The sequence below is a fragment of the Rhodopseudomonas sp. genome (genome assembly GCF_036404135.1).
GTDB lineage: Bacteria > Pseudomonadota > Alphaproteobacteria > Rhizobiales > Xanthobacteraceae > Rhodopseudomonas_A.
This window is the reverse complement of the sequence record NZ_DASWPE010000202.1, coordinates 1-20,922: the sequence shown is the minus strand read 5'-3', so window position 1 is coordinate 20,922 and position 20,922 is coordinate 1. Positions and strand designations below refer to the sequence as shown.

Genomic DNA, 20,922 nt, shown 5'->3' with positions numbered 1-20,922 from the left:
AGCGCCCCGGTGACCACGCTCCTGGTCACCCACAGCGTCGACGACGCAGCAAGGCTCGCCGACCGCATCGTGCTGTTGTCGCAGCGCCCGGCGCAGATCCTCGCCGAGCTGCGGATCGCCACCCCGCGGGCGGCGCGCGGCCCCGCCGACCTGGCCGCGCTGAGCGCCGAGGTGGCGCGGCTGAGCGCAGGGCTGCACGACACCGCCGGCCGGCATCGCGATTGACGCCGCCGCGGCGCTGACGTGTAGTCGGCAAAACCAACAACGCGCTTTGGGAGGATTCTTTTATGCCGCGCCTTGCCGCCGTCTCCATCGTCGCCGTCGCAGCGTTCCTGGCCGGTTCACCGGCAACGTCTGCGCAAAGCAAAGGCAAGGGCATCCGGCTGTGGAACCTGACCACCGCAACGATCTCCAGCTTCCAGCTCTCGCTGGTGGGCCAGGACGCATTCGGCGCCAACCAGACGCTGAACGACAAGGACAAGGAGGTCGATCACGACGAGCGGCTGAAGATCACCGAGGTCGAGCCCGGGCGCTACGACGCCAAGGTCGGCTACGCGGACGGCCGGCAATGCCTGGTCCGCGGCATCGAGATCCGCGCCGACGCGGTGTTTTCGATCGCCGACAAGGATCTGGTTCAGTGCAACAAGTAGTTGCATGGCTCTGATCAGTTGCGTGCCCCGGACGCGGTGATTGTGTCAGCGGCTTTGAATTCAGCCGCTCACGCCCGGCTGTGGGGGAATTCGCAGCGCCAGCGCACCGCGGTCCATTTCGGGTGCTCGCCGACCCATTGTGCGATATAGGGCGGCGCGCCCATCACGCATTGCTGCAGCGACACGCTGTCGGAATACGCCAGATGGGTCTCCTCGCAGGTTGCCGGCGACAGCACCGCGCAGACCGTAATGACCAGGTCGATCGCATTCATGCCCAATCCTCTTGCGTTGCAGCAATGATAGCACAGAAACGGTATTTTCGTCCGCGAGTTTCAGCCGGCTGCTGATTATGCCTAAAAATTCACGCCGTAGGTCAGCCGAGCCTGATGGCGGTCGAAATTGATCAGGTCGAGCGCCGCGTTTGAACCGGCGCCGTGTCCCCAGACTTGCAAACTCCAGGCCACGGTCAGCCGCGAGGTTTCCGACAGTTTGAAATACGCGGTCGGGCCGACGAACCAGGCCTGGCCGGTGAGCTGATCGAGCCCGATGCCGTCATAGTTGCGCAGGTAGCGCGCCTCGCCGCCGAGCAGCAGGCCGGGCCGCAGCTGCGCCATCAGCGCCGCCGCCACGCCGAGGCCGGAGCTTCGTTCGGTGCGGCCGGCGTCGATCGGCCGGGTCCATTCCGGCTGGTAGCTCAGATTGACAGCCGCCAGCAGCCGATCGGGAATGAGTTCGCGGTCGAGCGCCAGCGTCAGCTCGCTGCCGAACGCCTGCACCCTTGCGCCGCTCGTCTCGTCCACGCGGTCGGCGTGGTTCTCCAGCGCCACGGACATGCCGAACGGCGCCGCCTCGCGATCGAGCAGGCGATAGCGCAAGTCGACCGAGGCCCCCTGCCAGGCGGCCTCGCGGCGGTCGTCGAAGCCGGCGACGCCCTGGATGCGATGCGCCACGAAGCTGCTGCCGAGTTCGACGCGAAAATTCCGCGCCGGCACGAATTCCAGTTCGAACTGCTGCGAACCGCTGCGGTAGCTGCTGCCGCTGCGCGACGCCCGCGCGGTGCTCTGGCTCTGCAATTCGCGCTCGCCGGGGGTGCCGACATCCGAGCCGATCATGAAGCCGAACAGATGCTCGGTATCGATCCCCTCGGCGTGAGCTTGCGCCTGCCACGACCCGGCGAGCGCCAGCAGCAGCGTCGCCAACAGGGTCCTGGTGCCAAGCGACATCGACGCTCCGGGCTGGTGTCGACCGGACACTAGCAAGTTCATGATTCTCGTGTGGTTTCGGTTCAGAAATTGTCGCGTAGGACTCGTGGCAAGACTGGCGAGAACTTCTGAACCACCACGCGAACGGTAAATTCATTCTCTCTGGCCGCGGCGGCGAATTCAAGCTCGGGACGTTCCGCACTGCGGCCCGCCGAATCTGCTACGCGGTCCTAACCCGCAGCGGCGGTTGATTTTTCGGCGAAACAGGCGGATAGAGCCCGGCGCGGCGGACGCTGACTTAAGGCGACTTTCGCCGGACCGGACGGGGCGCTATTGGCCCTCACGGCCAAGCGGTCGGGCGCTGTCCCACGGGGCTCTCAATGAAAATCCTTCGCCACCGGCTCGAGCTTGCCACCATTGCGCCGATCCAGATCGTCGACGTCACCGAGCAGGTCCGCGACTGGGTCGCCTCGAGCGGCATCAAGGACGGCCTCGTCACCGTGAGTTCGCTGCACACCACCGCGCGGATCAACATCAACGAGCGCGAGGCGCAGCTCGAGCGCGACATGATCACTTACCTGAAGCGGCTGGTGCCGCGCGACGGCAACTATTTGCACAATCTCGCGCCGGTCGACGGCCGCGACAACGCGCATTCGCATCTGCTCGGCCTGTTCATGAATTCGTCGGAGACGCTTCCGGTAGCCGCCGGCGCGCTGGTCTTGGGCGGCTGGCAGTCGATCTTCTTCATCGAGCTCGATGGCCCGCGCGAGGCCCGCGGCATCGAGCTGCAACTGCTCGGAACGGACTGACGCATGACCCCGGACGATATCGCGGGCTTCTACGCCGAGCGCGGCGAGCTCAATCGCGACGACTACATCGAACTCGATTTTCACTTCGAATGCGCCGGCGATCCGCGCGAGGCGGCGGCGCATCTGTGCAGCGAGCAATCCACCGCGCAATGGCGCCGGGTCGGCGTCGACGAGGACTTCCGGCCGCGCTTCGCCGCCAAGGTGCTGTCGCTCGACGCCAAGCCGCAGCCCTCCGGCTTCAGCATCGCGGTGGAATGTGCCGCGACCGGCCCGGTGCATGCGGTGCACGTCACCATCGCGCATCCGCACGGCAATTTCGGCCCCAAGCTGCCGAACCTGTTGTCGGCGGTGTGCGGCGAGGGGGTGTTCTTCTCGCCGGGGATTCCGCTGATCCGGCTCGAGGACATCCGCTTTCCGGACAATTACCTCGCCGCATTCCAGGGCCCGCAATTCGGCGTCCAGGGTCTTCGCGAACGGCTCAACGCGTTCGAGCGGCCGATCTTCTTTGGCGTGATCAAGCCGAATATCGGCCTGCCGGCGGCGCCCTTTGCCGAACTCGGCTACCAGAGCTGGAAAGGCGGGCTCGACATCGCCAAGGACGACGAGATGCTGGCCGACGTCGACTGGTGTCCGCTCGCGGAGCGCGCCGCGGCGCTCGGCGCGGCGCGCCGCCGCGCGGAAGCCGAGACCGGCGTGCCGAAGATCTATCTCGCCAACATCACCGACGAGGTCGACCAGCTGATCCCGCTGCATGATCTCGCTGTTGCGAACGGCGCCAACGCGCTGCTGGTCAACGCGCTGCCGGTCGGGCTCTCCGCGGTGCGGATGCTGCGCAAGCACGCTTCCGTGCCGCTGATCGCGCATTTTCCGTTCATCGCCGCGTTCAGCCGCTTGGCCGGCTACGGCATCCATTCCCGGGTGTTCACCAGGCTGCAGCGGCTGGCCGGCTTCGACGTGGTGATCATGCCGGGCTTCGGGCCGCGGATGATGACGCCGGAAGCCGAGGTGATGGACTGCGTGCGGGCGTGTCTGGAGCCGATGGGGCCGATCAAGCCGTGCCTGCCGGTGCCGGGCGGCAGCGATTCGGCGGCGACGCTGGAGGGCGTGTATCGCAAGGTCGGAAGCGTCGATTTCGGCTTCGTGCCGGGCCGCGGGGTGTTCGGCCATCCGATGGGACCGGCGGCCGGCGCGGCTTCGATCCGCCAGGCCTGGGACGCCATCGCTTCAGGAATCGCGGTCGCCGATCACGCCGCGACGCATCCGGAATTGGCGGCTGCGTTGCAGACATTTGGCGCGCGAAAATGAAATGATTTCGTAGGGTGGGCAAAGGCGCGCTTGCGCCATGCCCACCAACACCCCATTCGACGAATTGCGGTGGGCACGCTTCGCTTCGCCCACCCTACGGAGTCCGGATCGCTACCCGCGCCGACGCAGATAGGGCCGCAGCACGCCGGCGACCAGGCCCGCGGCGACCAAGAGCCCGACGATCGGGATCCAGAGCAGGAAGGCGCCGAGCAACAGCACCAGGATCACCGCGAACACCACGCCGATGGTCAGCACCAGGCCGATCATGCCGAGCGGGCCGATCTTGGTGACGTAGATCCGCTCGCTGAAGCTTTCGTGAAAGAAGCCGCGGTTGCGCGCCGGGTCATAGGCCGCGCCCGGCGGAATGATCTCCGGCTCGACCCGCGGCTGCTCAGCCTGCGGCTTGATGGTTGGCTCGCTCATCGACGGCGTCCTTGCTGGCCGATCCCGCACATCCGGCGGATCGCGCCAGCATAGCCGCAATGTCGCCCGATGTCTGGTCGCTCGCGCAGGATCCCGAAAACCGGATCGCGGTCACCGGAAAATCATCCGCGACCGAGTGCCGGGCCGCCTGCGCTCACACCGGATGGATCGCGCGCAGCGCCTCGTCGAGCAGATGCGGGGTGTGCTGGCCGGTCGCGCCGCGCCGCGCCCGGTCGAAATAATCCTGCAGCACCGGCTTGAAGGAGGGATGCGCGGTGTTTTCGATGATCACCTTGGCGCGCTGCCGCGGCGCCAGCCCGCGCAGATCGGCCAGGCCCTGTTCGGTGACCAGGATCTGCACGTCGTGCTCGGTGTGATCGACATGGGTCGCCATCGGCACGATCGACGACAGCGTGCCGTTCTTCGCGGTCGACGGCGTCATGAAGATCGACAGATAGGCGTTGCGGGCGAAGTCGCCGGAGCCGCCGATGCCGTTCATGATCCGGCTGCCGCGGATGTGGGTCGAATTGACGTTGCCGTAGATGTCGGCCTCGATCATGCCGTTCATCGAGATCACGCCGAGCCGTCGGATCACCTCCGGATGGTTGGAGATTTCCTGCGGCCGCAGCACCACGCGATTCTTGTGCAGCGCGGCGTCGCGGTTGAACATCTCGGCGGCCGCGGCGCTGAACGACAGCGCGGTGGCCGAGGCGAAGGTCATCTTGCCGGAGCGGATCAGGTCGAGCATGCCGTCCTGCAGCACCTCGGTATAGGCGGTGAGCTGCTCGAACGGGCCGCTCTCCAGCCCGGCCATCACCGCATTGGCGACGTTGCCGACGCCGGATTGCAGCGGCAGCAATTCGGGCGGCAGCCGGCCGCGGCGCACCTCGTGGCTGAGGAATTCCAGAATATGGCCGGCGATCGCCTGCGAGGTGGCGTCGGGCGGGGTGAACAGATTGTTGCGGTCCGGCGCATGGGTCTCCACCACCGCGATCACCTTGTTCGGATCGCAGCGGAAGGTGGTCTCGCCGATGCGGTCGCCGGGGCTGACGATCGGGATCGGCTGCCGGTAGGGCGGCAACTGGGTGCCGTAGTAGATGTCGTGCATGCCCTGCAGCGCCGGGTTATGCCAGGAATTGACCTCCAGGATGATGCGGTCGGCGCGGTCGAGCCAGGTCTTGTTGTTGCCGACCGAGGTGGTGGGCACCAGGCTGCCGTCCGGCAGGATCGCCGCGACCTCGACCACCGCGACGTCGAGATGGCCGAGGAAGCCGAACCAGACGAACTGCGCGACATGGCTGAGATGGATGTCGATGTAATCCATCGTGCCGGCGTTGATGCGTTCGCGGGTCACCGGATCGGACTGGTAGGGCAGCCGCAGCTCGATGCCGTCGACCTTGGCCAGCGCGCCGTCGAGTTCGGGCGCGGTGGAGGCGCCGGTCCACACCCCGATGCGGAATGGCTCGCCGCGGCCATGCGCGGCTTCGATACGGTGCGCCAGCGCCAGCGGGATCGCCTTGGGATAGCCGGAGCCGGTGAAGCCGCTCATCCCGACATTCTCGCCGTGCTTCACCAGCGCCGCGGCGTCTTCGGCCGACATGATCTTGGAGCGAAGCGCGGCAGACATCACCCGGGAGTCATGACTCGGCATGGCATATCCATCTGTTGTGCAGGTTTCATTCAGGGTGGGCGTACCAAGCCTGAGCGGGCGCAACAATCCCACCAAAGGATGGCCTGATGCGGCAATAATGTTGCCCCTGAGAAACCAGCTTACCGGCATGACCCGGCTCGCTGCGACCCGGCCCTGCCGGGGCGAGGCGGCGGCGCTCAGCTCAATGCTCAGCTCAAGATGAGCTTGCGGCCGAACGGCTGCACCGCCGCGCGATAGGCTTCCGGCACCGCCCAGATCACCGGAAACCGCGGCCGCAGATTCGCCGGGCCTTCGAGGTCGGTCAGCACCACCACGATGTCCGGGCGATGCTTGCCGGCTTCTTCCAGGAGCGGCGTGAAATCGGTGCCGCCGCCGCCATGGAATGCGATGTCGCGCAGATTGATCTTGCCGGGTTCGAACGAGCTCACGCTGCGCACCTGGTCGTCGCCGATGATCAGGATCGCACCGGCCTCCTGGCGACGACTGATCGATTCGATCTCGCGGGCGAAACGTTCCATCAGATCGTCGGCGACCGAGCCGGAGACGTCGACGATCACCGCCAGCCGCGGCACGTTCTTGGTCGGGCTGAAGCCGGGCTCGAACGGCAGCCGCCGGTTCGGGCCGGCGCGGCCCTGATTGGCGATATAGGAGCGCGACGGCCGCGACCACGAGACGTCCGGCTTGCGCGCCAGCGCCCGCGCCAATTGGGTGCGCAGCATCTGCTCCCACGGCGTGCGGGTCTTCGGCAGATCGGCAATCAGCGTGCGCAGCATCGAGAACGCGCCGTCGCCAGCGTGACCGCGCAGGATCCGCTCGCTCCATTCCCGCGCCTGGTCGGCCTCGGCCTCCGGCGCGCCCTGCGCCTCCTCACTCGGCGCCAGATCCTGCTGGGTCTGGCCGCCGAGTTCGCGCACCCGCGAGGATTTCGGGCCGTCCTGGCGCGAGCTCGGCCGCTCCTGGGTGCCGTCCGACTTCGGCGCGCCGTCGCCCTGGGCGCCGCCCTCGGAGGCCTCGCCGGCGGACTGGCTGCGGCTGCCGGCCTTCTGCTGGCGGCCCTGCGGCGGCTGCTCGGAGCGATCGTCGATCGCCCGGTACAGTTTTTCGACGTCCCATTCCAGCAACGCCGCCTCGACGTCCTGCTTCTGCCCCAGCACCCGGCCGAGCAGCTGATCGAGAAACACCGAGGACGCCGGCAGCCGCAGCCAGGTCAGGTGCCCCAGCGTCGAATTGACGATCGCGTCGGCGCAGATGTTGAACAGCTGCAGGTCGACGTCGCCGATCTGGCGGCGCAGGTCGAGGAAGCGCTGCGGATGCCGCAGCGCGATGTGCATCACCTCATGCGCCACCAGCCCGACCTGGTCGGCGAGCGGCATCACCTCGAATTCGACGCCGTAAAACACCGCGTTGCCGTCGGTCATCACCGCCGGCGCCTCGGCGTCGACCGCGAGATCCTGGTGCTTGACCCACAACGCCAGCCCGCCGGTGGAGGGCGCGAACTCCACCATGCGCTGGATCGCGCGGGTGCCGCGGTGCTGATACAGCACGCTTGCGTCAGGCATGCTGGCTTTCCCGGCGGCGGTGCTCGTCGTAGCGGTGATAGGACGGGCTCTCCAGGATCGCGGCCTCGAGCCCGCTGGACAGCGCGCGCTGCATCAGAAGCTCCATCGCCAGGGTCTGGATCTCGCGGATCGGCAGCGGCACGCCGCGGATGTCGGGCAATTGCTCGACGATCTCCAGCGCCCGCGCCAGCGTGCGGTCGTCGACGCAGGCGGCGAGCAGCCCGTAGGTCATGCCGTACAGCCCGTCGAGGCTCTTCGGAAACAGCGCCGCGGTGTCCGGGCCGGGGCGCGCCGCCAACAACCGGATCACGTCGGTGCCGGCCTGGATTTCGCGCAGCACGCCGAAGAATTCGGCGGCATTGGCGGCGCCGATGCGGCCCTGCACGAACACTTTCTTGGCGCCGTCGGACAGGCTGGATTTCAGCACATTGGAAATGTCCTCCCAGCCGCGCGGGGACGCGCCGATCAGATGTTCGCCGGCGAGCTGCGCCTGGGTGTCGTCGAGCTTGTCCGGGCGGATCTTCAGATAGGCCATCACCTCGGGGGCGAAATTGCGCTCCAGCGCGTGGGCGAGGAAGGCGTCGATCACGGTCTGCACATTGAAGTGGAACATGCGGTCGGCGAGTGCGGTGCCCATGTCGTGGCTGATCGCGCCGTGGAACGAGGCGTTGCCGGCGGCGACCACCTGCCAGCCGTCCGGCAGTTGGTAGTTGCCGACGCGGCGGTCGAGGATCAGCGAGTAGGCCGAGATCTGCAGTCGCTGGTCGGCGGCGGTGAGTTCGTCGAGAAACAGGATGCCGTCGTGCTGATCCGGTGAGGGCAGAAATTCCGGCGGAAACCACACCGTCTTGGCGAGCGTGTCGTCGGCATAGATCGCGCCGCGGATATCGACCGGCTCGATCGTGGTCAGCCGCAGATCGACCAGCGGGATGCCGAAATGCTCCGCGACCTGCCGCACGATCGACGATTTGCCGACCCCGCGGGTGCCCCACAGCATCGAGGCGCGGCGGCGCAGGATCGGGTCGCCATATTGCTCGACCAAAGCAGCCTTGGCGCCGGCAATCGAGATCGGAGGAATGTTCATCGGATTACTGAGCATCGAGCATGACCTTCGGTTCGGTGGGCTGATTCTCCGGAGCAGGATTTGGCGTCGGGACCGCAGCGGCCGGGGCTGCAACCGGCGGCGCGGTCGGCGGGGCCTGCGAAGGCATCCAGGCCGCGGCCTTGGAGCGCCGCGGCAGCGGCGGGATTTCCAAAGGCGGGGTATCGCGCATACCGAAGGCGGCGAACAGCAATAGCGGCGGCGCCCCCATGATCAACAGATTGACCATGGAATCCTTCGGGATCTCGACGAAGGTCAAGCCGGCCGCGCCGGCGATCAGCAGCGCGAAGAACAACAATGGCAGCGCGCGGCGGAACGTCACCCACCAGCGCGCGCGGCGCAGCGTGTCGTGGAACACGGCGGGCGGATGCGCCAGCGTCTGCTTCAGATGCGCCACGGTGCGCTGCAGTCCGGCCTCGATCTTTTCGCTGAGATGCGGCTCGCTGCCGCGCAGCTTCAGTTTGCCGCTCCAGCCGAGCTGGGTCTTGCGCAGCGGCCCCCAGGCCCAGCCGATCACCGCCAGCAGATCTTCGGGCAATTCGAAGCCGGACGACTTCGGCACCAGGTCGATGTCGGCTGGGTAGCCTTTCACATTGGCGGCGTGCAGGATCAGCGTCAGGCCTTCGACCTCGGCCTCGCCGCGGGTCAACTCCATCCGCACTTGCGGCGCGCCGCGCGACCACGCGCTGTCGCTTGGAAATAATCGGTAGCTCTGCGCGATCACGCTGGCGCCGTCGCAGCGAAACTGCCGCTGCGGCGGCACCGTCTCGATCCGCGCCAGCAATTCGCCGGGATCGGCGCCCTCGGTAGTGAGGGTGGCGTGCAGGCCGGAGCGCAGCGTCAGCGTCCGGGTCAGCCGATAGGTGCCGATGCGGGGATTTTCCAGCTCGAAGGTTTCGCGGGCTTCGGTCAGCACCGCATCGTCGTCGCCGCTATGCTCGATCGGCTTGAAGACCAGCCGACGATTGAGCCGGTCGCTGGCGGCGAGATCGACATGGCGGTCGCGGCGGCTAAACGGCGCGACCAGGCCGAGGATCTCGTGGTGAGTCAGAGGATGCGTCGGCCGGTCGTAACCCGCTCCACCGTTCAATAAGTTTGCTAAGCTCATTCCCGTTCACCGAACCCCATTCCAGAGGAGTCTGCGGCTTGCGGACTCCGGATGCAGTCGATTCCACGAATCCCAGAGCTGTTCCGGTTAGGACAGAATCAGAACTGCAGCTCTGGATTCTTATTTTGACGCGTTCTCTGCACGCGAACCGGGATCCACTTCGCTCGAAAACGCTACAGGCAGTGATTCTTGAGCACGTCTCCTACGGCGACGTTATCCGCAACGTCGCCGTTCGTGTCGTTGGCGATGCCTGATTATTCGCCGTCGCCTTCACATTCGCGTCATACCGCGGATGGAACGACAACGCGGCGTGACAACTGGCCGACCTTGGCGAGGAACGCGTCGTAGGCATCGGTGACCTCGCCCAGCAGCTGGAAATGCGGGAAGGCTCCGGCCTCGAACACATCGATGGTCCAGTTCAGCCGGTTGGTGACGCGCTTCTTGTGGCGATAGTCGGTGAAGCTGCCGCGGGTGCCGTGCGACATCCACACCGGGACCTTCAAGGCTTGGTAGAGCCGCAGGATGTCCTTGCTGAACATGTAGCCGGCGACGAAGTAGAACGGCGCGTGCTCGGCGCCGGGCTGATGCGCGGTGATGTAGTCGTAGTCGAGCAGCGGCTCGTCGATCGCCTTCGAGCCCCAGGCGCTTTCCAGAAACTTGCGCATCACCGGGCGCAGCGTCAACAGCCCGAACACCCCGCGTTTCCACGAGGTCGCCTTGAGGCCGTCGAGCAGCCAGCGCTTGCCGAGCGTGCCATAGGTCGCGTCCTCGCGCGCCTTGCCTTCGAAGCCGGTCGGGCTGATGAAGCCCAGCGAGCGGAACGCGTCCGGGGTCTCCACCGCGGCGCGGGCGAGGAATTCGCACGACAATGACAGCGCCAGCGCGTCGACCGGCGCGCCGCCATGGCTCTCGCGCACCTTCTCCACCGCGGCGTGGATGGCGTCGGTCATGCTGCGCGCGGTGTAGTCGTGGTCGCTGCGCTCGGACTGGCCGAAGCCGGGCAGATCGAGCGCGAACACCCGACGCTTGCCGGCGTAGAAATCATACAGCGGCTTGACTTCGAACGCCGAGCCCGCGGCATTGACGCTGTGGATCAACAACAGCGGCGTGGTGGCGTCGCCCTCGCGCTCCGGACCCGCGGCGTAGGTGGCGATGCGCCCCGCCACGCTGACGATGTCGGTGCGCACTCCCGGCAGCGGGTTGGCCAAGCTCGGTCCGGTCTGACCGCTGTTCGCCGCTCCGGCTTCACGAAATGCTGTTGTCTCCGACATGGTGTGATCCTCTCGAACGAAACCGATGATCACAAATGGCGCAATGGCCCCAACGGTTCCGGAGCCGGAACGAGTCTTTTGCCGGATTCGGCATTTTGGTATCACCTTACAGCGAGCGCGACGTTAACTAACAAGATCGCGCGCGAACTGTCAGGCCCGCGACAACGCCGCGCCACTGATTCCGTCAGTTTGACCTGACAGAGCTAGGCCCGCGCCAGCGGCGCAGCTCGTAGAACTACGGCCCCGGCGATCGCCGGTTTCGCGGCGCAACGCGCGTCAGCGCCGCCCGGGCTTATCGGGCTTGCCCTTCTCGTTGGCGCGCGCAAAGGCTTCGGCGAACGCACCGCCACCCGATGACGGCTGCTGTTTCTTCGGCGCGTAGGCGGCAACGGTGGAGCGGCTGGCGCCGCCGCGCGGCGCGGCCTGTACGCGGTCGGCCTTGGCGCCGACCTCGTCGTCGAGCCGCAGGCTGAGCGCGATGCGCTTGCGCGCGACGTCGACCTCCAGCACCTTGACCTTGACGATGTCGCCGGGCTTCACCACCTCGCGCGGGTCCTTGATGAAGGTCCGCGACATCGCCGAGATGTGCACCAGGCCGTCCTGATGCACGCCGATGTCGACGAAGGCGCCGAACGCCGCGACGTTGGTGACAGCGCCTTCCAGCACCATGCCGGGCTTCAGATCCTTCAGGGTCTCGACGCCCTCCATGAACACCGCGGCCTTGAACGCCGGGCGCGGATCGCGGCCGGGCTTTTCCAATTCGCGCAGAATGTCGGTAACGGTCGGCAGGCCGAAATGCTCGTCGACGAAATTCTGCGGCCTGACCTGGCGCAGCGCCTCGGCATTGCCGATCAGCGCCTTGATGTCGCTCTTGGTGGCTTCGAGAATCTTGCGCACCACCGGATAGGCCTCCGGATGCACGCCCGACGCGTCGAGCGGGTCCTTGCCGTTTTGAATGCGTAGGAAGCCCGCGCATTGCTCGAACGCCTTCGGGCCGAGCCGCGGCACCTTTTTCAAGGCGCTACGCGATTCGAACGGGCCGTTGGCGTCGCGATGCTGCACGATGGATTGCGCCAGCCCCGAACCGATGCCCGACACCCGCGCCAACAGCGGCGCCGAAGCGGTGTTGGCGTCGACGCCGACCGCGTTGACGCAGTCTTCCACCACCGCATCGAGCGAGCGCGACAGCTTCGCTTCCCCAAGATCATGCTGATATTGCCCGACGCCGATCGACTTCGGATCGATCTTCACTAATTCGGCGAGCGGGTCCTGCAGCCTTCGCGCGATCGACACCGCGCCGCGCAAGGTGACGTCGAGCTCGGGCAACTCCTCCGAGGCGAAGGCGGAAGCCGAATACACCGAGGCGCCGGCTTCCGACACCACGATCTTGGACATCTTCAATTCGGGAAGCAGCTTCACCAGCTCGGTGGCGAGCTTGTCGGTCTCGCGCGAGGCGGTGCCGTTGCCGATCGAGATCAGTTCGACGCGGTGCTCGCGGGCAAGCTTGCCGAGGATCGCCAGCGCCTCGTCCCAGCGCCGCTGCGGCTCGTGCGGAAAGATCGCCGTGGTGGCGACCACCTTGCCGGTGGCGTCGACCACCGCGACCTTGACGCCGGTGCGGAAGCCGGGATCGAGCCCCATCGTGGTGCGCGCGCCGGCCGGCGCCGCCAGCAACAGGTCGCGCAGATTGGAGGCGAATACCCGCACCGCTTCCTGCTCGGCCGCGGTCCACAGCCGCATCCGCAGGTCGATGTTGAGATGCACCTGGATCTTGGTGCGCCAAGCCCAGCGCACGGTGTCGATCAGCCAGCGGTCGCCAAGGCGGCCGCGATCGCTCACCGCGAAGCGGTTCATGATGCGTAGTTCGTAGGAGCCGACCGGCGCCGGCGTGGTCCCCGCGGCAATCACCTCGGGCTGGATCGACAGGTCCAGCACTTCTTCCTTCTCACCGCGGAACATCGCCAGAATGCGGTGCGACGGCAATTTATGCAGCGGCTCGGAGAAGTCGAAGTAATCGGAGAATTTCGCGCCGTCCTCTTTCTTGGCGTCGCGCTGCTTCGATATCATCACGCCGTTCGACCACATCAATTCGCGCAGCGAGCCGATCAGGTCGGCGTCTTCGGCGAAGCGCTCGACCAGGATCGCCCGCGCGCCGTCGAGCGCGGCGGCGACGTCGGCGACCTGCTTGTCGGCGTCGACGAACGGCGCGGCTACAGCCTGCGGATCGTTGTCCGGCTGGGTCAGCAGCAGTTCGGCGAGCGGGGCGAGACCAGCCTCGCGGGCGATCTCGGCCTTGGTGCGGCGCTTCGGCTTATACGGCAGATAGATGTCTTCGAGCCGGCCCTTGCTGTCGGCCGACATGATCGCGGCTTCCAGCGCGGCGTCGAGCTTGCCTTGTTCACGCACCGAATTGAGGATCGCCACGCGGCGTTCTTCCAATTCGCGCAGATAGTTCAGCCGCTCTTCCAGGGTGCGCAATTGCGCGTCGTCGAGCGCTCCGGTGGCTTCCTTGCGGTAGCGCGCCACGAACGGCACGGTGGCGCCGCCATCGAGCAGTTCGACCGCAGCCTGCACCTGCTGCTCGCGCACGCCGAGTTCTTCCGCGATCTGTCGATTGATATTTGCCACGCGCGAATCTTTCTTCGAGAGGGTCGTTCACCAGGGCTCGCTTATGGACCGATGCCGGTTCGGACATCAAGCCTGCCGCCGCACCGTCCCGCCCGCTGTGGACGGCGCGACGCCGATCGCGGCATGCCCGCGATTTGATCAGGCCATGCCGCAACATTGCGGCAAAAGATAATGCTAGATCGACGCCGCCGAACTGTGTAGACGGACGTTCCTTCAGGAGCGGCGATGTCGACGTGCGGACTTGACTTTGGAACGTCGAACACGACGCTCGGCACCATCATCGACCAGGTTCCGGTGCTGTGCGCGCTGGAGGCCGAGCACACCACGATTCCGAGCGCGATCTTCTACGGCAGCGACCGCAGCGTGCTGATCGGCCGCCGTGCGATCGACGCCTATGTCGAGGGCGTGCACGGCCGGCTGATGCGCAGCCTGAAATCGGTGCTCGGCACAACGCTGATCGACGAGACCACCATGGTCGGCCGGCAGCGCCGGAGTTTTCGCGACGTCATCGGCTACTATCTCGGCGCGGTGAAGCGGCGCGCCGAGCAGGCCACCGGCCGCTCCTTGCGCAATCTGGTGCACGGCCGCCCGGTGCATTTCGTCGATAATTCGCCCGACGCTGATCGCAGAGCCGAAGCGACATTGCGCGACATCGCGCGCGAACTTGGCTTCGACGACGTCACCTTCCAGTTCGAGCCGATCGCCGCGGCGCTGGATTACGAGCGGCAGGTGACAGGCGAAGAGATCGCGCTGATCGCCGACATCGGCGGCGGCACTTCGGATTTCTCGATCGTGCGGCTGTCGCCGCAGCGCCATCTGAAGACCGACCGCAAGGCGGATATTCTCGCCAATGACGGCGTGCGGATCGGCGGCACCGATTTCGACCGCCAGTTGTCGCTGGGCGTGATCATGCCGCTGTTCGGCTATCGCAGCCCGATGCTGCGCGCCGGGCTCGACGTGCCGTCGCGCTATTTTCACGAGCTGTCGACCTGGTCGGACATCAACAAGATGTACGACCCGAAAGTCATGACCGAGCTGCGGCAGATCCGCCGCGAGGCCAGAGAACCGGAGCTGCTCGATCGGCTGATGCGGGTGGTCGACGAGCAGCGCGGCCACACTTTGGCGATGGAGGTCGAGGCGGCGAAGATTGCGCTCGCCGGCGCGCCGCAGGCCGAGATTCCGCTGCAATGGGTGGAGCCGGATTTGAACGTCACGATCGGCCGGCCGCAACTGGTGCAGCATACAAGGTTGTTGGCGGAGCGGATCGCCTCGCGGATCAAGCTGTGCCTGTCGCACGCGCAACTCGAGGCGACCGCGATCGACGCGGTGTTTCTCACCGGCGGCTCGGTGCGGCTCGCCCATGTCCGCAAGGCGATGACCAAGGTGCTGCCGGGCGCGCGCATCGTCGAGGGCGACACTTTCGGCGCGGTCGGCAAGGGCCTCACCATCGAGGCCGGCCGGCGTTACGGGCCGGGGTAGTTCGGTCGGCGGCGCCGCACCCTCGCGACGCGTCCCACAGCTACTGGTCTGTCATTCCGGAGCGCGAGTTCGCAAGAACGAGCGAACCCGGAATCTCCGATGCAGCAAAGTCATGATTGCTCCGGACCTTCGAGTTCAATGGAAGTGTCGCAACGGCGGCGGCGAACTCCCTCTCCCGTGGGGAGAGGGTTGGGGTGAGGGGGTACGGACTATCGAGAGGGCGAAACCCCTCACCCGACCGGCTTCGCCGGTCGACCTCTCCCTATGGGAGAGGTGACCCGCGTCACGTCGCTGCCCGTTCAATTGCCGATCGTATTGCTGAGGCAGCGTTGCCGTTCGCCTACAGCCCGCGCAGCCGCTCGGCGTCGGTGAGCCGCGCCGAGTAGCTCTTGATGGTGTAGAGCGCGACCGCGGGGTTGTGGCCGAGCACGCGATCCTTGACGATCAGCACCGTCACCGGCGCCTGCGAATGCCGGATGAACAGCGAATCGTGGCCGACGCACAGCCCGATGACGACGTTGAGGTCGGTGTGCTGCGCATTGAGCAGTTGCGCCTGCAGCGCCGGATTGCACGCCGCCTCGAAGCCGCCCTTGCGGATCTTCAAATCCTGCGGCACGCCGATGTCGGTCTTGTCGACCGAGCCGACCTTGCAGGCCACCGTATAGGGCTCGAAGCCCCCGAGCCGCACGATCTTAGCGAAGGTGCGCGCCTCCTCGATCAGCCCGACGCAGGAGGCGATGCCGATTTTGGCAGCGCCGATCCGCCGGGCGAAGGCCAGCGTCTCCTCAACCCGGGTCAGCTTGCCGTAATACAACCCTTCGACTTCGGCGGCAGCATGCGCGATGGTCGCGTCGGCGCCGTCGCCGCGATAAAGATCGCAGACCTCGCCAACGACGTCGGCGTCGAGCTGCTTGGTCAGGCAGAATTCCGGAAAGGTCTTATCCTGATAGCTGCACGCGGTCTGGGTGCATTCCGAGCAGCTCGGGGTTGAGATCTTCGACATCACCAGGCGTCCGATTGCAATGGACCGGCAAGGCCGGCGCATGATGCCGGAAAGCCGGTTGCGTTACTTGATCGAGATCAGGCGGGCGAGCAACGCGGCGGCATCGGTCGCGGCGCTGACTTTGACCAAAGCGACCGCGTCGTCAATGGAAGGAGTTGGCAAAATCGCGGCGCCCGGCAGCCGATTTGTGCTGTCGGCAACGGCGCGCGCGGACAAAAACGGACAGGCCGGCGGCCTGCCCGTGATCGCGCGAATAAGTCGGAGAAAGCCTTAGCGCGGCAGCTCGGTCAGCTTGATGACCACCGCGACGCGGCGGCCGGCGCTGACGATGCCGTCGCGATGGATGCCGTTCGGATCGTACAGCACCGCGGTCTCGTCGTCGCTGGTGACGCGCCATTGATCGTCGAGGATCGAGCGGGCGTAGTCGTTTTCGGCGACCAGGTCGGCGCCGAACGAGGCCTTGCGGCGCCAGCCTTCCGGCAGCGCGTAGAACAGTTCGCGCGCGCCGGGCGTGGTCGCCGACAGACCGGCGAAGTCGTTGGCGCGGCGGACCAGCCCGTCCCAGGAGCCTTTGACGCGCTGGCTGCCCGGCAGGTAGCTGAGCGGCCCTTGCGCGGCGCCGACGTCGCCGAGATAGATCACGAGCTTCAGGAGGTTATAGCTGGTGTCGATGTGGAAATGCTTGGTGGCCGAGGAATCCACCCCGACATCGGCGAATTCCGACGGCGCCTCGACCGGCTGGTTGATCTGCACCGCCAGATGACCGACGCCGACCGGACGCTTCAGATAGGCGCTGGCGGCTTCCAGCACGCCGAGATCGGCGGCGGTCTGGTTGAACGCCTTGTAGAGCTCGACATTGGTTTCGGGATCGAGCCAGAGCCGGGTTTCCTCGGCGTCGGCGGCGGTCGCCGGCCGCAACGCCAGTTGCTGCTCGAGAATGGCGACGTGCGGGGCGAGCTGGGTGCGGATCTCCAGCAGCTTGTCGGGCGCCAGCCGGACGCCGGTGACGCCATCGCGCGCCAGCGGCGCCAGGATGTTGGCGCCGCGCTCGGTCTTCGGCTGGTAGGCGTTGCCGGCGCTGAGCCGGCTCAGCCGCTGCAGGATGATCAGCCGCAGATAGATCGGCAGATGACGCAACACCCAGCCGAGCTTCGGCTCGCCGGCGGCGGGCCGCGGCAGATGCTCGGCGTCGATCAGCCGCCGCGCGGCGGCCAGGATCAGGCCGTAGGCAAAATACACCACCGCCTTGAGGCGGGAGCCGAGCTGGGCCATCGGCAATACGCGGCCATAGGCGGGGTGCTTGTCGTAGTCGATGACCGGGAGTTGGTCGAACTGGTAGGATTTCGCGTCGGCTCGCATTCGTCGCCCCTTTTGAATCCAAGCGGGTGCCATTCAAGCACACACAATATGATGGATATGGTGGGGCTATGTCACGTCGGACGCTTGGTCACGTCGTACAATGGCGTGCGGCTCCTGTCCGCTGAACGCGCCGCCCACCGCTGCGCCCGGCGCAGCGGGCGCAATGCGAGGTCCGAACGCGGTCGATCGCATTGACGTGGGTCAAATCGACCGCGTCAATGCTGTTGATGACGCGGCGTTCGTGCACGCGGCGCAGCCGCAGCGCGAGGCGTTGGCGGTTGCAATCGCAGCGACCGGGCGAGCGCGGCGCTCAGACCCAGGCGGAATTCGCCGGCCGCCGCGAGGCATAGCGCGCCAGCAACAGGCGTTGAATCAATTGTTCGATCTGCATCGCGGATTCGCACGCTGCGTCGGCGCCGACCTGTTCACCGATCTCCGGGCGTTCGGCGAACATCCGGCCGCTGACCACCACGGTGATCGCCGGGTTGCGCGAGGCGCGGCGGGCCTGGCGCACGGTTTCGGTCAGCCGCGGCAGCCAGTGTTCGCGGCGCAGCGCCGGGCTGAGCGACAGGTCGATGGCGTCGAACCAGTTCTGCGCGACCAATTGCTTCAGCGCGACGTCGCTATCGGGAAACTCGCAAGAGGTGGCCCAGCCGGCCTGGCGCAGCACTTCGGCGTTCAGCGCGGCGCAGAACAGATGCGGTTCGCCGGGCTGCGGCACCACCAGCACGGCGCGTTGCGCGGCGTTGGCGACCGGCGGCGCCATGCGGTCGAAGCTGATTCGCCGCATCGCGCTCTGCAGATGGCACAGCGCGATGGTGACTTCGAATTCGCTGCAATCGTCGGCGCCCCACAGATCGCCGAGGCAACGCGCCGTCGGTTCGAACAGCGCGGTGAACAGCTGGCCCGGCGATTTTTCGCCGGCCAGACTGCGATCGATCAGCGCGAAGGCGTCGTCGGGCTCGAGCGCGAGCAACAGCCGCGCCAGCTCGGCGGCGCGCGGATGGGTCTCCCTGGACGCCGCGACGCGCGCCGTCGACGGCTTGACGAACAACCGCGGGATGATGGTCGGAACGATGTTTTCGATATTCACGATGCCAGCACGATCAGGTTGCCCTTGGTCAAGGGGGACACACGTCGGATGCGTCGGTATCCAGGCTATCGGGTTGGTGATCAGCGATGATCATCCGGTTCGCCTCAAGAAAGCCGTAGCGAAGTTTTTCGTCTGCGGGGCAGTGCGGCAAGGAAACGCCAAACGCGGGGGGAGTCTTTGCTTTGGATCAAACCGCGCCCCGCGCGGCGGTCATTTTCTCGAGCGGATCGCCGGCGCTTGCGCTACGTTGATACCGCCATCGAGATTCGACGGCGCGGCAGGGTGGCGGCGAACCACGCGCGCTTGCTGCAGCGGGCTACCGGCGCGGCGCCGAGGCCAGCGCTGCTATCAACTTCGGCCGGCCGCGGCGCGCGGCGGGTTGTACCGCGTAGCGCCTGATCCGGGCGTTGGAAAAAACGGCTCCGCGACGGTATCCGGAGAGCGACAAACCCTTGTGGCGTCTTTGTTTTGGATCAAATAGCGGGATGAATCGCATAGTATATTTACTAGTGTGCGAATCAGCGCAAGATTGACTTGGCGACCGACCTTTGCTGGGCCGACAAATCTAGGTTGAAGAACAACTTAGTCGTGTTTTGGCTCTACGTGATTCGGTGGACGAGTCCTGCTTGCTGACAGCTGCGTCGTGTTCGCTATGTGGCGTGTGATGCGTATTCGGCGTTTTTAACGAAAAGTTTGCGCTGAAATTAACCTTTTAATTAACCATGAAGGCTATGCGTCAATTCACGCCTGTCACCTTAGAGGGGCAAGCCGCCCGCAAATCGAAGAAAGTTGGAGAAAGACGATGAATTTCGATCTCTCAAATCGCAACCTCGCCCAGAAGATCTCAATCCTCGTTTTGGGTATCACCCTGTTCGTAACGCTGACGATCGGCGGCGTTGGTCAGATGGCGCTGCAGAAGGTCAGCGCTGAGAAGGCAAAGAACGCAAATAGCGTAGCCTCGCTCGGCCGGCTGGTCGATCAGGGCGGCGCGGTGCTGTCGCCGGTCACCGGCTCCGATGGACGGGTCGTCGGCATGTTGGTGATGAGCAAGGATGCCGGCGCGGCGGTGATGCCGGCGTCGTTCGACGGCAGCATGGTGATCCAGACTGCCGAATCGGTGGTGACTGCCGATCCGCAATACGGCCTCGGTGCGGCGAACACGCTGCTGCTGCTGGCCGGGATCGCGGTGTTTGCGATCGTCGGCTTCGTCGGAACCCGGATCGCCCGTGGCCTGCTTGAGCCGCTCGGCCAGCTCGAAAAGGACATCGACCAGTTGGCCAAAGGCAACACCCAGGTTCGCCTGCACGCCCTGAGCCGCACCGACGAGATCGGCCGGATCGCCCGTTCGATCGCCAAGATCCAGGAATCGCTGGTTGAACTCGCCCGCATCAAGACCCAGCGCTTCGTCTCCGACCATCCCAGCCTGGTGAACAATCTGAAGGAATTCTGGAACGACCTGAAGGGCGCGGTGCGCAACGCCAAGGTGATGCTGTCGTCCGACGGGCAGATGGTCGGCCAGCACGTCCGGCAGTCGTGGTCGAACTGGATCCACAACGGCCTGGGAATTCCCAAGAGCGCTTGATCGAGAGCGCCTGCTTCTCCCGGCGCGTCGACTTTAACAGACGCCGCGCCGCGAGGCCTTCAGGACTTCAAGATTCCAGACTTCAAGGCTCTGGACTTCAGGGTTCCGGACTTCAAGACGTTCCAAGAGACACAAAGAGCCCGCGTACAGCGCGGGCTTTTTTGCGTCCGGGCCTGCGGCAACGCCCGTTGTTGTGAGCGAGCAGGGCGTAGGCACAGCCGTCCCGCGACGGCAGCGCGCTCCCCTCCCCCTTGCGGGCAGGGGAGCAGAGGGCGCAGGCGCCGTCGTTGCCGTCCCTGCAAGAGCAAAGCGGGCACCGAGCACCGCCGCAGGCGCGCGGCGCACCGGCGCAGCCGCAGAGAGCGCAGCCCGCAGCCGTCCCTGCAAAAGGGATGGCGCAGCGCGGAGCCATCGCGATCAAGCTCGGCGCTGGCCGCAGCGCAGACCGAAACTCTGAGACCCGGCAGGGACCACATGTTGGAATGCAGGGGATAGGGGAGACCGTCGGCCACCGCGACCGGCTGGCCGCGCCTCAGGCGCAACGCCTGCCGTCAAAAGCCTGCCGAGAAAACTTGGAGCGGGCGAAGGGATTCGAACCCTCGACCCCGACCTTGGCAAGGTCGTGCTCTACCACTGAGCTACACCCGCATCCGAGTGGCTGGCGACGCGCGGTCACCGGCGACGCGCAGAGCTATGCC

Annotated in this window: 18 protein-coding genes, 1 tRNA gene and 1 pseudogene; 7 read left to right on the top strand and 13 right to left on the bottom strand. The window is 66.1% G+C overall.

The window, feature by feature from the left end; genetic code table 11:
• Both VGC77_RS22475 and VGC77_RS22470 read left to right on the top strand, forming a co-directional pair.
• Positions 1–225: pseudogene (locus tag VGC77_RS22475) on the top strand (ABC transporter ATP-binding protein); the annotation flags it as partial.
• A 62-nt stretch (positions 226–287) separates the two neighbouring features.
• Complete coding sequence (locus tag VGC77_RS22470; RefSeq protein WP_331173777.1) at positions 288–650, top strand: hypothetical protein; 363 nt, start codon at positions 288–290, stop codon at positions 648–650.
• Between the two features lie 68 nt (positions 651–718).
• Here VGC77_RS22470 and VGC77_RS22465 read toward each other — a convergent pair whose 3' ends face one another.
• Complete coding sequence (locus VGC77_RS22465; RefSeq protein ID WP_331173776.1) at positions 719–922, bottom strand: hypothetical protein; 204 nt, start codon at positions 920–922, stop codon at positions 719–721.
• A gap of 81 nt (positions 923–1,003) precedes the next feature.
• Positions 1,004–1,873, bottom strand: a complete 870-nt coding sequence (locus VGC77_RS22460) for a hypothetical protein (protein ID WP_331173775.1) — start codon at positions 1,871–1,873, stop codon at positions 1,004–1,006.
• A 359-nt stretch (positions 1,874–2,232) separates the two neighbouring features.
• Here VGC77_RS22460 and VGC77_RS22455 point away from each other — a divergent pair, with 359 nt between their 5' ends.
• The gene (locus VGC77_RS22455) at positions 2,233–2,661 is read left to right on the top strand and encodes a secondary thiamine-phosphate synthase enzyme YjbQ (protein ID WP_331173774.1); all 429 of its coding nucleotides are present in this window, start codon (positions 2,233–2,235) and stop codon (positions 2,659–2,661) included.
• A 3-nt stretch (positions 2,662–2,664) separates the two neighbouring features.
• The gene (locus VGC77_RS22450; RefSeq protein ID WP_331173773.1) at positions 2,665–3,966 is read left to right on the top strand and encodes a RuBisCO large subunit C-terminal-like domain-containing protein; all 1,302 of its coding nucleotides are present in this window, start codon (positions 2,665–2,667) and stop codon (positions 3,964–3,966) included.
• Positions 3,967–4,077: 111 nt separating this feature from the next.
• On the opposite strand, the gene VGC77_RS22445 is transcribed toward VGC77_RS22450, so the two are convergent.
• From VGC77_RS22445 to VGC77_RS22415, 7 genes are all read right to left on the bottom strand, one after another.
• Positions 4,078–4,389: a hypothetical protein gene (locus tag VGC77_RS22445; protein WP_331173772.1), complete on the bottom strand. Its 312-nt coding sequence runs from the start codon at positions 4,387–4,389 to the stop codon at positions 4,078–4,080.
• A 154-nt stretch (positions 4,390–4,543) separates the two neighbouring features.
• Positions 4,544–6,040, bottom strand: coding sequence for an acetyl-CoA hydrolase/transferase family protein (locus VGC77_RS22440; RefSeq protein WP_331173771.1), 1,497 nt, complete (start codon positions 6,038–6,040; stop codon positions 4,544–4,546).
• A gap of 188 nt (positions 6,041–6,228) precedes the next feature.
• On the bottom strand, positions 6,229–7,599 hold the full coding sequence (locus VGC77_RS22435) for a DUF2201 family putative metallopeptidase (RefSeq protein ID WP_331173770.1): 1,371 nt from the start codon (positions 7,597–7,599) through the stop codon (positions 6,229–6,231).
• The gene (locus VGC77_RS22430) at positions 7,592–8,698 is read right to left on the bottom strand and encodes an AAA family ATPase (RefSeq protein ID WP_331173769.1); all 1,107 of its coding nucleotides are present in this window, start codon (positions 8,696–8,698) and stop codon (positions 7,592–7,594) included. Before VGC77_RS22430 ends, VGC77_RS22435 begins: the two co-directional genes overlap by 8 nt.
• Entirely contained in the window at positions 8,688–9,809 is a 1,122-nt protein-coding gene (locus VGC77_RS22425; RefSeq protein WP_331173768.1) for a hypothetical protein, read from the bottom strand. Before VGC77_RS22425 ends, VGC77_RS22430 begins: the two co-directional genes overlap by 11 nt.
• 281 nt (positions 9,810–10,090) lie before the next feature.
• On the bottom strand, positions 10,091–11,080 hold the full coding sequence (locus VGC77_RS22420; RefSeq protein ID WP_331173767.1) for an alpha/beta hydrolase: 990 nt from the start codon (positions 11,078–11,080) through the stop codon (positions 10,091–10,093).
• 276 nt (positions 11,081–11,356) lie between these two features.
• The gene (locus VGC77_RS22415; protein WP_331173766.1) at positions 11,357–13,708 is read right to left on the bottom strand and encodes a Tex family protein; all 2,352 of its coding nucleotides are present in this window, start codon (positions 13,706–13,708) and stop codon (positions 11,357–11,359) included.
• 225 nt (positions 13,709–13,933) lie between these two features.
• Here VGC77_RS22415 and VGC77_RS22410 point away from each other — a divergent pair, with 225 nt between their 5' ends.
• On the top strand, positions 13,934–15,187 hold the full coding sequence (locus VGC77_RS22410; protein WP_331173765.1) for an Hsp70 family protein: 1,254 nt from the start codon (positions 13,934–13,936) through the stop codon (positions 15,185–15,187).
• Positions 15,188–15,527: 340 nt separating this feature from the next.
• Here VGC77_RS22410 and VGC77_RS22405 read toward each other — a convergent pair whose 3' ends face one another.
• On the bottom strand, positions 15,528–16,190 hold the full coding sequence (locus VGC77_RS22405) for a DUF1847 domain-containing protein (RefSeq protein ID WP_331173764.1): 663 nt from the start codon (positions 16,188–16,190) through the stop codon (positions 15,528–15,530).
• 19 nt (positions 16,191–16,209) lie between these two features.
• Between VGC77_RS22405 and VGC77_RS22400 the strand changes: the two genes are divergently transcribed.
• Complete coding sequence (locus VGC77_RS22400; RefSeq protein ID WP_331173763.1) at positions 16,210–16,464, top strand: hypothetical protein; 255 nt, start codon at positions 16,210–16,212, stop codon at positions 16,462–16,464.
• Here the strand turns inward: VGC77_RS22400 and VGC77_RS22395 are convergent.
• Both VGC77_RS22395 and VGC77_RS22390 read right to left on the bottom strand, forming a co-directional pair.
• Positions 16,461–17,549, bottom strand: a complete 1,089-nt coding sequence (locus tag VGC77_RS22395) for a hypothetical protein (RefSeq protein WP_331173762.1) — start codon at positions 17,547–17,549, stop codon at positions 16,461–16,463. The two genes, VGC77_RS22400 and VGC77_RS22395, sit on opposite strands and share 4 nt — an antisense overlap.
• Positions 17,550–17,859: 310 nt before the next feature.
• Positions 17,860–18,642: a photosynthesis regulator gene (locus tag VGC77_RS22390; RefSeq protein ID WP_331173761.1), complete on the bottom strand. Its 783-nt coding sequence runs from the start codon at positions 18,640–18,642 to the stop codon at positions 17,860–17,862.
• A gap of 802 nt (positions 18,643–19,444) precedes the next feature.
• Between VGC77_RS22390 and VGC77_RS22385 the strand changes: the two genes are divergently transcribed.
• Positions 19,445–20,224 (top strand): HAMP domain-containing protein, encoded by a 780-nt coding sequence (locus tag VGC77_RS22385; RefSeq protein ID WP_331173760.1) that lies wholly within the window; start codon positions 19,445–19,447, stop codon positions 20,222–20,224.
• A 573-nt stretch (positions 20,225–20,797) separates the two neighbouring features.
• Here VGC77_RS22385 and VGC77_RS22380 read toward each other — a convergent pair.
• Positions 20,798–20,872: transfer RNA gene (locus VGC77_RS22380), tRNA-Gly, on the bottom strand.
• Between the last annotated feature and the right edge of the window lie 50 nt (positions 20,873–20,922).